9 protein-coding genes are annotated in these 13767 nt (G+C 66.4%); 5 read left to right on the plus strand and 4 right to left on the minus strand.

Translation table 11 applies throughout. The features are described from left to right. Positions 1 to 291: 291 nt before the first annotated feature. Positions 292 to 3264 (plus strand): vitamin B12-dependent ribonucleotide reductase, encoded by a 2973-nt coding sequence (locus tag BSF38_RS18990; protein WP_237170522.1) that lies wholly within the window; start codon positions 292 to 294, stop codon positions 3262 to 3264. 194 nt (positions 3265 to 3458) lie between these two features. Here the strand turns inward: BSF38_RS18990 and BSF38_RS18995 are convergent, their stop codons facing one another. Together BSF38_RS18995 and BSF38_RS19000 are read right to left on the minus strand one after the other, a co-directional pair. Further along, a complete protein-coding gene (locus tag BSF38_RS18995; RefSeq protein ID WP_076348256.1) occupies positions 3459 to 3698 on the minus strand; it encodes a hypothetical protein in 240 nt (79 codons plus the stop codon). 139 nt (positions 3699 to 3837) lie between these two features. Next, entirely contained in the window at positions 3838 to 4290 is a 453-nt protein-coding gene (locus BSF38_RS19000; protein ID WP_076348258.1) for a hypothetical protein, read from the minus strand. Between the two features lie 368 nt (positions 4291 to 4658). On the opposite strand from BSF38_RS19000, the gene BSF38_RS19005 reads away from it, so the two are divergent. Beyond that, positions 4659 to 5582 (plus strand): alpha/beta hydrolase, encoded by a 924-nt coding sequence (locus BSF38_RS19005; protein WP_168189414.1) that lies wholly within the window; start codon positions 4659 to 4661, stop codon positions 5580 to 5582. Positions 5583 to 5608: 26 nt separating this feature from the next. On the opposite strand, the gene BSF38_RS30400 is transcribed toward BSF38_RS19005, so the two are convergent. Together BSF38_RS30400 and BSF38_RS19015 are read right to left on the minus strand one after the other, a co-directional pair. After that, on the minus strand, positions 5609 to 7732 hold the full coding sequence (locus BSF38_RS30400; protein ID WP_145952230.1) for a tetratricopeptide repeat protein: 2124 nt from the start codon (positions 7730 to 7732) through the stop codon (positions 5609 to 5611). 284 nt (positions 7733 to 8016) lie between these two features. Further along, the gene (locus BSF38_RS19015; protein WP_076348260.1) at positions 8017 to 9042 is read right to left on the minus strand and encodes a YybH family protein; all 1026 of its coding nucleotides are present in this window, start codon (positions 9040 to 9042) and stop codon (positions 8017 to 8019) included. 252 nt (positions 9043 to 9294) lie between these two features. On the opposite strand from BSF38_RS19015, the gene BSF38_RS19020 reads away from it, so the two are divergent. The 3 genes from BSF38_RS19020 to BSF38_RS19030 all read left to right on the plus strand — a co-directional run bounded on the left by BSF38_RS19020 (position 9295) and on the right by BSF38_RS19030 (position 13388). Further along, the gene (locus tag BSF38_RS19020; RefSeq protein ID WP_076348262.1) at positions 9295 to 10812 is read left to right on the plus strand and encodes an ATPase domain-containing protein; all 1518 of its coding nucleotides are present in this window, start codon (positions 9295 to 9297) and stop codon (positions 10810 to 10812) included. Then, positions 10805 to 12778 carry a hybrid sensor histidine kinase/response regulator gene (locus BSF38_RS19025; protein WP_076348264.1) on the plus strand — a complete coding sequence of 658 codons (1974 nt, stop codon included), beginning with the start codon at positions 10805 to 10807 and terminating at the stop codon, positions 12776 to 12778. The genes BSF38_RS19020 and BSF38_RS19025 overlap by 8 nt, the downstream gene beginning before the upstream one ends. Before the next feature lie 124 nt (positions 12779 to 12902). Further along, positions 12903 to 13388: a hypothetical protein gene (locus BSF38_RS19030; protein WP_076348266.1), complete on the plus strand. Its 486-nt coding sequence runs from the start codon at positions 12903 to 12905 to the stop codon at positions 13386 to 13388. Positions 13389 to 13767 lie beyond the last annotated feature (379 nt).

The following is a 13767-nucleotide window of genomic DNA, read 5'->3' on the forward strand; positions in this document are numbered from 1 at the left end:
GCGGCCCCATCATCGAAGCCGGACAGGATCAACAAGACCAGCGGCATTCGGCTTGCTGGTTATGACTCATGTTCGTCCGTCCAGACGCCGATTTTACCTCGACAGACGAACACCTGGACTGCCGGACACGCCACCTGGTTAAATGGGTAAGGGTCCATCTGACTCGCAACCCGAGCGTCCCATAGGAGTGCGTCAATGTCGAGAGCAGGCGAGCGGACAGGAACATCCTCTACGGAGCAGGCCGAAGGACATGCGGCCAAAACGAAGGACCAGGCCAAGAAGCGGTCTGGCATGCAGGTTCCTCGCGTCTTCAGCGCCGAGGGCGTGAATCCGTTCGACCAGGTGGAGTGGGATTTCCGGGCGGCGGAGATCAAGGACGAGCGCGGTCGGGCGATCTTCCAGCAGCTTGACTGCGAGATCCCCAAGGCCTGGAGCCAGCTCGCGACCAACGTCGTGGCGAGCAAGTACTTTTACGGCGACGTGTCCGCCGGCAACGGCTCGCCCCGCGACGGCAAGCGCGAGTTCTCGGTGCGGCAGCTCGTCGGCCGGGTGACGCGGACGATCGCCGACTGGGGCCGTGAGGACGGCTACTTCGCGACGGTCGAGGATTCGGAGCGGTTCCACGACGAACTGTCGTCGCTCTGCCTCAACCAGTACGGGGCGTTCAACTCGCCGGTCTGGTTCAACGTCGGGCTGTATCACAGCTACGGGATCAACGGCCCGGCCAACAACTGGCGGTGGGACGAAGACGCCCGCGCCATCGTCGCGGCGACGGGCGCCTACCAGACGCCTCAGGCTTCCGCCTGCTTCATCCAGAGCGTCTCCGACGACATGGAAGGGATCATGAAGCTGGCCCATAGCGAGGCCATGCTGTTCAAGTTCGGCTCGGGGACGGGGACCGACCTGTCGACGCTCCGCTCCAGCCGCGAGAAACTCGCCGGCGGCGGCAAGCCGTCGGGCCCGGTGAGCTTCATGAAGGTTTTCGACGCCGTCGCCAGCGTCGTGAAGTCGGGGGGCAAGACCCGCCGCGCCGCCAAGATGCAGACCCTCAAGGTCTGGCATCCCGACATCCTTGAGTTCATCGAGTGCAAGATCAAGGAAGAAGGCAAGGCTCAGGCGCTGATCCGCGAGGGCTACGAGGCCAACTTCAACGGCGAGGCGTACAGCACGGTGCTGTTCCAGAACGCCAACCTGTCCGTCCGCTGCACCGACGACTTCCTGGAAGCCGCCGAGAAAGGCGGCGACTGGACCACCAGGGCCGTCCTGACCGGCCGGCCGATGGAGACGTACAAGGCCGGGATGTTGCTCGACCGGATCGCCGAGGGGACCTGGTTGTGCGGCGACCCCGGCGTCCAGTACGAGGACACCATCCAGCACTGGCACACCTGCCCCAACACCGCGCCGATCAACTCGTCGAACCCGTGCAGCGAGTACATGTTCGTCGACGACTCGGCCTGTAACCTGGCGTCGCTGAACCTGGCGAAGTTCGTCGCCGAGGACGGCTCGTTCGACATCGAGAAGTTCCGCGCGGCGGTCCGGATCTTCATCACGGCGCAGGAAATTCTGGTCGACCACGCGAGCTACCCGACCGAGAAGATCGCGCTGAACAGCCACCGGTTCCGCCCGCTCGGCCTGGGCTACGCCAACCTCGGCAGCCTGCTGATGTCGATGGGCCTGGCGTACGACTCCGACGCCGGCCGGGCGCTGGCCGCGTCGATCACGGCCGTGATGCACGGCCAGTCGTACCTGAGCAGCGCCGAGCACGCCGGCCAGGTCGGCGCGTTCGACGGTTTCGCGCTCAACCGCGAGCCGATGCTCCGGGTCATGGAGATGCATCGCGACGCCGCCCGGGCGATCGATAAGGACGCCCCGGCCAACATCCTGGCCGCGGCCCACGCGGTCTGGGACGAGTGCCTGGAAATCGGCCGCAAGAACGGCTATCGCAACAGCCAGGTGACGGTCCTCGCGCCGACGGGCACCATCGCCTTCATGATGGACTGCGACACCACCGGCATCGAGCCCGACATCGCGCTGGTGAAGTACAAGCTGCTGGCCGGCGGCGGCATGCTCAAGATCGTCAACCGCACCGTCCCGGCCGCGCTGGCCAAGCTCGGCTACGACGAGCCGGAGATCCGCGGCGTCCTCGACTTCGTCGACAAGCACGACACGATCGAGGGAGCGCCCGGCCTCAAGGACGAGCACCTTTCGGTCTTCGACTGCGCCTTCGCCCCGCCGCAGGGGGGCCGGAGCATTCACTATCGCGGCCACCTCAAGATGATGGCCGCCGTTCAGCCGTTCCTCTCGGGGGCGATCTCCAAGACCTGCAACCTGCCCTCCGAGGCGACGGTCGCGGACGTTCGCAACACCTACCTGGAAGGCTGGAAGCTCGGCCTCAAGGCGCTGGCCATCTACCGCGACGGCTCGAAGGGGAGCCAGCCGGTCTCGACGTCGAGCGAATCGTCCGGCGACAAGTCGAAGGCCGCCGCTGACGCCGCAGCCGCGGCTGCCGCCCCGGCGCCCGAGCCGGTCGCTGTGGTTCCGGTCGTTGAAGACGTCCGACCGACCGCCCCTTCGACGGCCTCGGCTTCCTCGGTGGTCCGGCCTCATCGCGAGCGGCTGCCGCACACCCGGAGGAGCATGACCCACAAGTTCGACATCCAGGGGCATGAGGGGTACATCAACGTCGGCTTCTACCCTGACGGTCGGCCCGGCGAGCTGTTCATCACGATGGCGAAGGAAGGCTCGACGATCGGCGGCCTGATGGACGTGCTGGGGACGTCGATCTCGATTGGCCTGCAATACGGCGTGCCGCTCGAAGTGTTCGTCAACAAGTTCGCTCACAGCCGGTTCGAGCCGGCCGGATTCACCAAGAACCCGGACATCCCGATCGCCAAGAGCATCGCCGACTACATCTTCCGATGGCTCGGCATGGAGTTCATCGAGGGCTACCGCGAGGCCAACGCCCCCAACCGGGGCGTTCCCGACGAGCCCCCGGCGTCCGCCCCGGTCCTGAAGGTCAACGGCCAGCGCACGGCCACTATCGCCGACCTCGAACACGCCGAGGCCGTCATGGGGACCGCGCCTTCCGCCAAGATCCAGCCCGTCGCCCCGGTGGCCGCCGAAACGTCGGTCAGCGTCCAGGACCGCCAGTTCGCTCACTTCCAGAGCGACGCCCCGGCCTGCGACAACTGCGGCGCCCTGACCGTCCGCTGCGGCACCTGCTACCGCTGCTTCAACTGCGGCAACAGCATGGGCTGCTCCTGATCCGACTCATTGAAAATCGCGAAAACCATCCGAAGGTGCCGATCCGCAAGGGTCGGCGCCTTTTCGCGTTTCCGGGCGCGGACCGAGGCTTTCGGCGCACGGGGCGAGTACGACCCGTGGCACCCTCGACCCATCGAGAAAGTTGCTCTTTCCTATCCGTTCCTGCTCGATTTATTGCTTCGTCGAGTCTCAGCTCAACGGGTCTCAACGGCTTCCCGCTTCGCCGACCGGGCCGAGATCGCGTGCGGAGCCGGCGACGACGACGAACCGCGCCGGAAGCAGAACCGCACCGCTCCCTTCACGCCGGCGAACATCCAGTGCAGCGAGCTCCGTCCCATCATCATGACGACGCCGATCACCGTGGCGACGATCGACGTCACCGGCAAGACCGTCTCGGGGCCGAAATACGCAAGAACCATGAATGATGTGAACATTTTGCATAATCCTTCAGGCAAGGGATTTGGAAGGGATCGACCGGGCGCGGACCGGCGCGGTGATCGCGAGCCGGCGGAGGTGGTTTCATCGTCGCTGGCGGACGTTGGCGAGGGCGGAGACGCCTGTCGGGCCAGACGCTCAGCAGACGAGTCGGCACAGCACGGAATAGAGGCCGGGTGATCGGGCGAGGTTGGGCGCTGGATCGAGGGAAGGGCGGCCGTCGCGGCGGCCGATCCAAATGAGGTGGGAGGCGGGATTCATCGCGCCGTCCCATGACTTGGGCGGCTTGGAGACCTGGTACGCCAAACCAAGTTCGGGCCATACGAGCGGGCAGACGTCGCTTGATTCGTGTTCGAAACCCCGCGGCGCGAACCCGTCGTTCCAGGCGTCGTCGAGGGGCGTCGTCGTGTCCGCGCTCCATCGGAGATCGCGGGGGATCGTTGGCGACTCCACGGCCGGCGCGGCCCGTCCGGTCGATTCCGCGCGGAGGGCGAGCGTCAGGTCGAGTGTGTCGGGCGTCAACGCCGAGAGGGCGAACGCGACGACTACGGCTCGACGGAGGAACGCGCGGATCTTTGGGGTCTCATCCATGACCACACCTATCGATCCCTGATCGTTCCGCGGTTGGCGGAAAGAAGAATTCCGTACGTCTGAGGGGCTTGGGGAGTCAGCCCATGCTTGAATCGAGGTGATTGGGGTGATTAGATACCAAACTGAAAGTCGCCTCAAGGCGAATTCGCATGAAACTTGCTTAATCGAATTCTCCGTCGAGGTCCCGACACGAATCCGGATGAGGGGCGTTTTGAGCCCTACACAACGCCTAAAGCGTCGAAACGCTCCGACAGGGCGCGCTAAGCCCGAGAAAACGATGAAATTCTTCGTTGTTGCTGCGCCGTGATGGCTGCATGCTGTTGGTGCCCGTGCTCTCCTCGGCTCGACCTTTCTTCCAAGGACTCTTGATGATGCGCCGATTTACGATCTGCATTTGCCTGTCGTTTCTGTTCTGCCTCTCCGCCGTCGCGACCGCCGCCGATCGTAAGCCGACGACGACCCTGGACGTCTGGCCTGGCGCTGCGCCCGGCGAGGTCGGCGCGGTCGGTCCGGAGCATTTCGTCGATGCCAAGCCCGGCGAGCGCGAGGTCAAGCGGCTCACGAACGTCTCGCATCCGACGCTGACCGTCTTCCGCCCCGATCCCGCCAAGGACACCGGCGCGGCGGTCGTGATCTGCCCCGGCGGCGGATACCACATCCTGGCGTGGGACCTGGAGGGCGAGGAGGTCGCCGCCTGGCTGAACTCGATCGGCGTGACCGGGATCGTGCTCAAGTATCGCGTCCCCCGCCGCGAGGGGACGCCCGACAACCAGTCGCCGGCCCAGCCCTTGATGGACGCACAGCGCGCGCTGAAGGTGGTTCGTAGCAAGGCCTCCGAATGGGGGATCGACCCGCACCGGATCGGCATGCTCGGCTTTTCGGCCGGCGGCCACCTGACGGCCGCCGCCGCCACCCGCTCCGACGAGTCCACCTACCCGCAGACCGACGGGATCGACAAGCAGAGCGCGCGGCCGGATTTCGCCGTGCTCGTTTACCCGGGCGGCATGGACAAGAAAGACGACCCCGCTAACCCCATCGCCCACGTCACATCGCAGGCCCCGCCGATGTTCCTGGCCCACGCCGGCGACGACAAGGTCAGCCCGCTTAACAGTGTGGATATGTACGCCGCCTTGAAGAAAGCCGGTGTGCCGGCCGAGCTGCACGTGTTCGCGACCGGCGGCCACGGCTTCGGCCTGAGGCCGAGCGCCGACCCGTGCTCGACCTGGCCGAAGCGGTGCGAGGAATGGCTCCGCGTGATGAAGTTCATCCCCAAGGCCGACGCCGCCAAGTAACTTGATTCCCCGCCGCGCCCGGCCTGTCAGCGAGTGAACGTCAGGCCGGGCGACTTGTCGCCGGTGCCGGAGGGGTTGAAGACGAACTTGTTGGGCTCGTTCTGGGTCACCTTGCCGGCCAGGGGGGGCCCCTCGACCTGGAACAGGGCAAGGGTCTCGTCCTTGAATCCCGCCTGGCCGGTGAGAGTCTCCTTATGGCCCTTGCTGTCGACCTCCCACGAGAACTTGCCGTCCTGTTCGAGCGTCAGCGCGATCGCCACGTCCGCCGCGGGCTGGGCCTTCCACGTACCGACGAGATTCGCCGGCGGCGGCGGAGGAGGCTCGGCCGGCTTGGCGTTCTCATCCTTGCTCTCCGTCGCCACGGCGTCGGCAGGCGCCTGAGCTGGCGCGGCTGCTGCGGCGGCAGGTTGTCCCGGCGTCGCAGCGGGCTGCGCGGGCGCCGCCTGGGCCAAGGCCGGCGCCGCGGCCGGCTGCCCGGCGACCTTCTTGAGCGCCTTGACGAACGAGGCGGCGAGCTTGTCGTCGGGCGCGAGCTGGGAGACCTTCTCGAACTGGGCCGCGGCGGCCTCCTTGTGTCCTTGCACCAGATAATGATAGGCGAGCAGGAACTGGGGCGACGGCGAGGTGGGCGCGTTGCGGACCACGGCTTCGAGGTCGCGGACCTGGCTCGTGTAGGTCTCGACGCTGGGATACAGGCCGACCAGCGTGGCCCAGTTCCAGCCCGGTCCGGCCGAGAGGACCGCGTAATCGACGGCCGACGCCTCGTCGTACCGCTTGAGGGCGAAGAGCGCCAGCGCCCGGAACTCGTGGACGACCGGAACGTCGGGGGTCTTCTTCAAGACCTGATCGGTCAGGTCGAGCGCGTGCTGGTAGTCGCCGGCCTTGAAGGCGTCGCGAGCCGCCGAGAAGACTTGCTCGGTGCTCTCCGCGACATCCTCGGCGGGGGCCGGGGCGGCCACGTTGATCGGCTGCGAATAATCGTAGACGACGGCCGTCTGCGCCGGCTGCGCCGCGACCACGGTGGCGTAATACGGGTTTGTGTAGTTGCTGTAGACGAGGCTGTTCGCGACCCCGCCGAGACCCCAGCTATTGAAGTTGGAAACGCTCCAGGTCGGGAAGTAGTCGTACACTCCCATGGTGGAGTAGCCGTACGCGGGATATCCCATGACGCCGTAATTGACGGAGCCGAAGCTGGAGCCCAGCGCGCTCAGGCCGAACGAGGTCAACGCCCCCGCGCCGAAGCCGCTCCAGAAGCCGTTTCCGCCCCAGCCGCCCTGATACCAGTTGCCGTAGTACGGCGAGGCCCAGCCTCCGCCTCCTCTCCAGCCGTTGTTCCAGTTCCCGCCGCCGCCCCAGCCGTTGTTCCAGTTCCCGCCGCCTCCCCAGCCGCCTCCTCCCCATCCTCCGCCTCCCCATCCTCCGCGGTTGAAGTTGTAGTTGTTGCCGCCGCGAAAGACGTTGTTGTTGATATTATTGACGTTCGTGACGTTGTTGATATTGGTGTTGATGTTATTGATGTTGTTGTTGAAGCTGGGACGGTTGACGACCCCGAGGTTGTCGCCGATCTGGCCGACCCCCGGCCGGTTGTTCCATCCGGGTCGGACGTTCCCGTTCCAGCCCGGTCGGTTGCCGCCGCCGGTCCACTGCTGGCCGCCGCCGTTCCAGCCCGGTCGAACCCCGCTGCCGTTCCATCCCGGTCGATTGCCGCCGCCGGCCCACTGCTGGCCGCCGCCGTTCCAGCCTGGCCGAACCCCGCCGCCGGGACCAAAGCCGGGACGGTTGCCACCGCCGCCGATCGGGCCGGGGCGGTTTCCACCCGCGATGGGGCCGGGTCGGGTTCCCGCCCCCGGGTTGAACCCTCCGCCGGGTCCGGGACGGTTTCCACCTGGTCCAGGACGCAGGCCGGCTCCAGGCGCCGGGCGGGTCGAGGCGCCCGGAAGTCCTCCAGGGCCGGGTCGCATGGCGCCGCCGGGGAAGCCGCCCCCCGGGTTCGGCCTGTTGACGCCGGGCCCCGGCCGGTTCATCCCGACCTGACCGGGTTGGCCGGCTGGCCGATTCATGTTGCCCTGGAAATTCGGCCGCGCCATGTTGCCCGGCGCGGGGCGATTCATGTTGCCCATGGGGCGGGACATGTTCGCGGGCCGGTTCATGGGCATCGCCGGCCGGGCCATTCCCCCGGGCCGTGCCTGGGCGCCGCCCGGCCGTGCTCCTCCACCTCTCATGCCTCCGGCCCCGGGCCGTTGGGCGAAGGCTGGACTGGCGGCGACGAGCCACGCGCCGAGCGCCGCGACGGGAAGGAGACGTCGATGCCTGAACATGGGTGTCCTCACACGATGAAGTAAAGCCGATGGTCGGATCGATCGCGGTTGGTTCTTGTAGATCAACGCGCTTCGCTCGGAACGGAACGGGGCGGTTCAGGACGGGCCGAGGGTCGTCACTTCGTCGCCGCGGGCTGGGAGGCGGCGGGCGCGGGCGCCTTGCGGACCATCACCACGTCGTTGATGTCGGGGGCGACCTGGCCGCCGATGATGCGGTCGATCGAGCTGGTCTTGGCCGAGTCCTTGTTGAGGATGGTGTGGACCTGCGTGGCCGAGGTCGGCAGGCCGTCGCGGAGCACGCCCTGGGCCTTGACGACCCACTGGTCCTCGCCCGTGCGGGTCCAGAAGCCTTCGCCGTGGCCCCCCTGGGAGTCGAACAGCCACGACTTGATCTGGCCGGACTGCGGGTCCCAGCCGATGAACATGGTCCCCGACGACCGCTTCTCGCCTCGAAGCTCGACGGTGTAGGTTCGGATCAAATAACTCTGGCCGTCGGCCCATCGGACGCTGGCGGTGACCTTGTCGTCGGCTCCCTCGTTGATCCAGTCGCCGACCATCCATTCGAGTTCCTTGAGCCTTTCGTACGGCGCGACGTCCTCGGCCGGGGCCGCGTGCTCGCGGATCTCGGCGATCTTCCACTTGCCGTCCTTCAGGACGACCAGGGTGCTGAACCGGGTGAACTCGGAGGCGTCGCCGTTGGGCGTCGACAGCCGCGACTGGCCCTCGACGCGCGCCACGTCGTTGGTGAGGAACGAGACGGCCTGGATGTGCGACTCCAGCTTCAGGCCCTTGAGCTCCTGGAACGAATCGGCGTACATCTGGGCGATGGCCGGCTTGCCCCGGGTTTCGCCGCCGTCGGCGTCGACGATGATCGCCGCGTCGGCGTAAAGGTCGGCCAGGGCCTGCGCGTTGGCCTCGGCGTAGGCCTTCGTGAAGGCGCCGATCTGGTCGACGATCGCCTTCTCGGCGGCGTTGGCGGGGCGGAACGGCTTCACCGGCGGCGTTTCCGCGACGGCCGGCTTCGTCGCGGCGGGCGCCTGCGCGGGCGCTGCGCCCGTGGGCTCCTGGGAATGCGCGGCGGCCGTCATGAAGCCGACGGCCGCGAACGTCATGGCGAGCATTTTGAATACATAGGTTCGCATGTGTGTGTCTCACGGACTGGATTGGCCGGGCCCGGCCTGGATGGGATTCACCGCCGCTTCCGACGTCGTCCGCGCGACGTCCACCAGATAGCATAGTACGCTAGGGGCGATGCCAGGGAGTGCGCACCCGCTTCGGGTCGGAATTCCTATTCATCCGCGATCGAGTGGATACAATAGCTTCTCGATCAGGCTGGGCTGGTCGGCCTTGGCCGCGCGTGGCCATGACGTCGTACTTTTAGCAGGAATCCGATCATGAGCGTGGAGCAGGCGGCCCCTGAGAACGGGCGACTCGTCGCCACGGGCGTCGAAGGGCTCGACGAGATCTTGGGCGGCGGGTTGACTCCAAACCGCGTCTACCTCCTCGAAGGGAACCCCGGCTCGGGGAAAACGACTCTCGCGATACAATGTCTGCTCGACGGCGTCAGGCGCGGCGAGTCGGTCCTTTACGTCACTCTGTCCGAGACCAAGGCCGAACTCACCGCCGTCGCCAGGTCGCACGGGTGGTCATTGGACGGCGTCCACATCGTCGAGTTGATCGCTGAAGAAGCGGACCTTGAGCCGGACAACCAGTACGCTATGTTCGAGCCCTCCGAAATCGAGCAAGGCGCCATGGCGAGGGCCATCCTCTCCGAGGTCGAGAATCGTAAGCCCAGCCGGGTCGTGATCGATTCACTCTCGGAGATTCGGCTGCTCGCGCAGAGCTCGTTGCGGTATCGGCGCCAGGTTCTCGCCTTGAAGCAATTTTTCATCGGCCGACGCTGCACCGTCCTTCTCCTCGACGACAAGACGTCCGAGGTACAAGATTTGCAGCTTCAGAGCATCGCCCACGGCGTCGTCTCCTTGGAGCAGCTTTCGCCAGAATACGGTGCCGAGCGACGACGCCTCCGGATCGCCAAGCTCCGTGGCCAGTTGTACCAGGGAGGATATCATGACTTCACCATCCGTCCCGGCGGGCTTGCCGTCTATCCTCGGCTCATCGCCGCCAATCACGGTGCGGAGGACAGCGTGGAACCGCTCAAGAGCGGTATCGACGAGGTCGACGCCCTGCTGGGCGGCGGCATCGAGTTCGGGACGAGCGTGCTTCTCGTCGGCCCGGCGGGGAGCGGTAAATCGACGCTCTCCACCCAGTTTGCAAAATCCGCGGCCGAGGCGGGGATGAGGGCCGCCGTGTTCGCGTTCGACGAGCGGCGTCAGACGCTTCTCAAAAGGTCCAGGGCGCTTGGCATGGACCTGTCGGGCGTCATCGAGGAGGGGACCTTGACCGTGACCCAGGTCGACCCGGCGGAACTCTCGCCCGGAGAATTCGCCCACCAGGTGCGCAAAGCCGTGGAAGGCGAAGCCGGCGAGCCCGGAGCGAAGGTCGTCGTCATCGACAGCCTGAACGGCTACATGAACGCGATGCCCGAGGAGCAGTTCCTCACGGCGCAGCTCCACGAACTTCTCACGTATCTCGGAAACAAGGGGGTCGTGACCTTCCTCGTCGTCGCCCAGTATGGTCTCGTCGGAGACATGCAGACCCCGGTCGACACGAGCTATGTCGCCGACGCGGTCATCCTCTTTCGATTCTTCGAGGCGAAGGGACATGTCCGGCAGGCGATCTCCGTCATCAAGAAGCGGATCGGCGAGCACGAGCGGACGATCCGCGAACTCCGGCTGAGCCACCGAGGCATCGAGGTCGGCGGGCCGCTCGAGCAGTTCCAGGGCATTTTGACCGGGACGCCCCAATTCAGCGGTCCAAACGATTCGCTGATGAGGCGCGGCGATGACTGAGTCCGGCGGCGTCGATGACGATCTTGCCGAGCGAGTACTCGTCCTCGCCCCGACGACGCGGGACGCGGTTGCGACCGAGGCCGTCCTCCGCGGCGTGGACGTCGCCTGCCGCGCGTGCCGGAGCGTCGATCAGCTCTGCGAGGAAGCGAGGCGCGGCGCGGGGACCGTGATCCTCACCGAGGAAGCGGCCTTGTCGGACCAATCGGGCGGCGTCGCGGCGCTCTTGCGGGATCAGCCTCCGTGGTCCGACCTCCCGCTGATCGTCCTCACCGCGTCCGGCGCCGACTCGCCGACCAAGCTCGCCGCACTGCGGGCCATCGGCCACACGACGTTCGTCAAACGCCCCGTGCAACGTTCGACGCTGGTGAGCACGGTCCTGTCGGCCTTGCGAGACCGTCGCCGACAGTATCAGGCGAGGGACTATCTCCGCGAACGCGAACTCCAGGCCGAGATGCTCCGCGAGGCGAAAGACTCGCTGGCCTTCGCCCTCGAAGCCGGGAGACTGGGCTCGTGGCAGCTCGATCTCGAGACGGGCGACATTTCCTGCTCGAGCCTCGGTAAGCGGAATTTCGGCCTGCCGGCCGACGCCGAGCTCACGCACGCGACGCTCCTTAAACTCATCCATCCCGATGACAGGGCCTGCGTCGAGGGTGAGATTCGAGCGTCGCTTGAGCGGGGCGCGGAATACAATGTCGAATATCGCATCGTCTGGCCCGACGGCTCGGAACACTGGGTTCACATCCGCGGCCGGGCGGCGTTCGACGAGCGGGGGAGGCCGGTCCGCATGGCGGGCGTGAGCCTGGACGTCACCGAGCGAAAGCAGGCGGAGCAGGCCCTCCGCACGAACGTCGAACGGCTCAAGACGGAGGACAAACGTAAGAACGAGTTCCTGGCCATGCTCGCCCACGAGCTTCGGAACCCGCTCTCCGCCATCTCCAACTCCACGGAGGTCGCCAAGCGAAGCCAGTCCAAGCAGCACGTCGAATGGAGCCTGAAGGTCATCGAGAAGCAGGTCAGGCATCTCTCGCGGATGATCGACGACTTACTCGACGTGTCGCGGATCACGCGCGGCGCGATCGACCTTCGCGCGGAGTCGCTCCAACTCTCGTCCATCCTCTACTCGGCGGTTGAAACCGCGCGGCCGTTCATCGAGGAAAAGAAACAGACCCTTTCGGTTGATATCGACCTCGACCTCGAAGGGATGAAAATCCAGGGCGATGCGACGAGGCTCGAACAGACCTTCGTCAACTTGCTCAACAACGCCGCGAAATACACGAATCCCGGCGGACGCATCGGGTTGTCGGCGCGCCGCGACGACGGTTTCGTCGTCGTCCGCGTGAGCGACACGGGCGTGGGAATGACGCCCGAGCTGCTCGCCCGGGCGTTCGACCTGTTCGCGCAGGGAGACCGCGCGGCGGCCCGCGCCGAGGGGGGACTCGGCATCGGCCTCACCCTGGTCAAGAGCCTCGTCGAGTTGCATGGCGGCACGGTTGCGGCGTCGAGCGCCGGCCCGGGCGAAGGCAGCGAGTTCACCGTCCGCCTGCCCCTCGCCGAAGTCGCGGTCGCGGAGGGAACGCGCTGGAAAGAGGCCGATCTCGACGCGGAAAAGCGCGGCGTGCGCATCCTGGTCGTCGATGACAACGCCGACACGGCCGCTGGCATGGCGCGCCTGCTCAAGCTCCTCGGTCACGACGTCGCCGTCGCTCAGGACGGCCCGACCGCCGTTGAGGCGGCGCGATCGCACCGTCCCGACGTCGTCCTGCTCGACATCGGACTCCCGGGGATGGACGGCTACCAGGTTGCGAGGGCTCTGCGAAATGAGGGTTTCGCGACCGCGGTCATCGTCGCCGTGTCCGGCTATGGTCAGGAGGACGACGTCAGGCGGTCGCAAGCCGCCGGCTTCAACCATCACCTCGTCAAGCCGGTCGACTTCGACTCGCTCATCTCGCTCCTCGGCGGCCTCTAACAACGCGAGGAACTTGTACAACCCGCGACCCTCGACCGCACCTCCGACGTACCAAGATTGTGCGAGGGCGACCTGGCCCAACTCCGGAGCCCTTCACGCGTCCTCGATACGTGGGAGAGTACCGATGAAACTCATGAGTGGATTCACCCGAAAAGTGGCGGCGGCGACTGTGGTGTTGGCCTGCGCGATCTCGCCGGCTTTCGGACGTGGCGGTGGCGGCGGCGGACACGGCGGTGGTGGTGGGCACGGCGGCGGGGGGCATATGGGCGGTGGTGGCTACCACGGTGGCGGAGGCTACCACGGTGGCGGCGGTTACGTCCATCGCGGAGGTTACGGCGGACTGGGCTACGGCGGTTTCGGCTTCGGCGGGTTCGGCTACGGCCTTGGCTATCCCGGCTATGGCTACGGCGGGTATGGAGGGTACGGGAATTACGGCTACGGGGCGGCGTATCCAGACTACTACTACTCCAGCGGTTACTCGTCGGCCCCGACGACCGCCGCGGCCCCGTACCTCACCGACCAGACCTACGAGCCGGGCGACGGCTACCGCTATCCGCTGTACTACAATCCGGCCACGGCGAGCTACTTCTACTACCCGGTGGTTCACTAGCCTTGACCTGGCGAGGGGAGCGAACCTTCACTCTCTCCTCGCCAGCCCGCAAAACCTGATCGGGATTTGAGATCGTCGCTTCGGCGGCTTCGTGGTCGGCTCAAGATGGGTTTCGGGGTGATGGGCGGAATCGTTCGCCGGCCGTGGGACCGACTCACAGAGGCCGGCTACAAGATCTCTTGGGGATTCGCAAGAAGAAAAGTCGCCCGAGCGTTCGAGTCGGATTCGGATGTGGAGTGCGGCGGCTTGCCGCCGCATGAAGGTGTTAGGCGCGGGAGCAAGCTCCCGCACTCCAGAGGGAGAGACGGTTCGGTCGGACGCCACGCGTCCCTGGTGGTTCAGACGAGCCTTCTGTTCACCCCATAACCCCGAGCGGTTT

This window comes from Paludisphaera borealis, assembly GCF_001956985.1.
GTDB lineage: Bacteria > Planctomycetota > Planctomycetia > Isosphaerales > Isosphaeraceae > Paludisphaera > Paludisphaera borealis.

Bases quoted from the DNA above. Each gene is read 5' to 3' on its own strand.
- BSF38_RS18995 (WP_076348256.1), bottom strand. From the start codon at position 3,698: ATGTTCACATCATTCATGGTTCTTGCGTATTTCGGCCCCGAGACGGTC.
- BSF38_RS18990 (WP_237170522.1), top strand. From the start codon at position 292: ATGCAGGTTCCTCGCGTCTTCAGCGCCGAGGGCGTGAATCCGTTCGAC.
- BSF38_RS19020 (WP_076348262.1), top strand. From the start codon at position 9,295: ATGAGCGTGGAGCAGGCGGCCCCTGAGAACGGGCGACTCGTCGCCACG.
- BSF38_RS19005 (WP_168189414.1), top strand. From the start codon at position 4,659: ATGATGCGCCGATTTACGATCTGCATTTGCCTGTCGTTTCTGTTCTGC.
- BSF38_RS19030 (WP_076348266.1), top strand. From the start codon at position 12,903: ATGAAACTCATGAGTGGATTCACCCGAAAAGTGGCGGCGGCGACTGTG.
- BSF38_RS19000 (WP_076348258.1), bottom strand. From the start codon at position 4,290: ATGGATGAGACCCCAAAGATCCGCGCGTTCCTCCGTCGAGCCGTAGTC.
- BSF38_RS30400 (WP_145952230.1), bottom strand. From the start codon at position 7,732: ATGAACCGGCCCGCGAACATGTCCCGCCCCATGGGCAACATGAATCGC.
- BSF38_RS19025 (WP_076348264.1), top strand. From the start codon at position 10,805: ATGACTGAGTCCGGCGGCGTCGATGACGATCTTGCCGAGCGAGTACTC.
- BSF38_RS19015 (WP_076348260.1), bottom strand. From the start codon at position 9,042: ATGCGAACCTATGTATTCAAAATGCTCGCCATGACGTTCGCGGCCGTC.